This is a genomic window from Colwellia sp. 6M3 (assembly GCF_014077595.1).
GTDB lineage: Bacteria > Pseudomonadota > Gammaproteobacteria > Enterobacterales > Alteromonadaceae > Cognaticolwellia.
Genome location: NZ_JACGWF010000244.1, coordinates 1 through 281 on the forward strand (window position 1 = coordinate 1; position 281 = coordinate 281).

1 rRNA gene is annotated in these 281 nt (G+C 54.4%); it reads right to left on the minus strand.

Annotation, left to right across the window (positions count from 1 at the left end):
- A 23S ribosomal RNA gene (locus tag H4J50_RS19240) occupies window positions 1–281 on the minus strand; the annotation flags it as partial.

The window sequence follows — 281 nt, forward strand, 5'->3', positions numbered from 1 at the left end:
TCTAGTGAGAACTCATCTCGAGGCCTGCTTCGCGCTTAGATGCTTTCAGCGCTTATCAGTTCCGAACGTAGCTACCGGGCAATGCCATTGGCATGACAACCCGAACACCAGCGGTTCGTTCACTCCGGTCCTCTCGTACTAGGAGCAACCCCTCTCAATTCTCAAACGCCCACGGCAGATAGGGACCGAACTGTCTCACGACGTTCTAAACCCAGCTCGCGTACCACTTTAAATGGCGAACAGCCATACCCTTGGGACCGACTTCAGCCCCAGGATGTGAT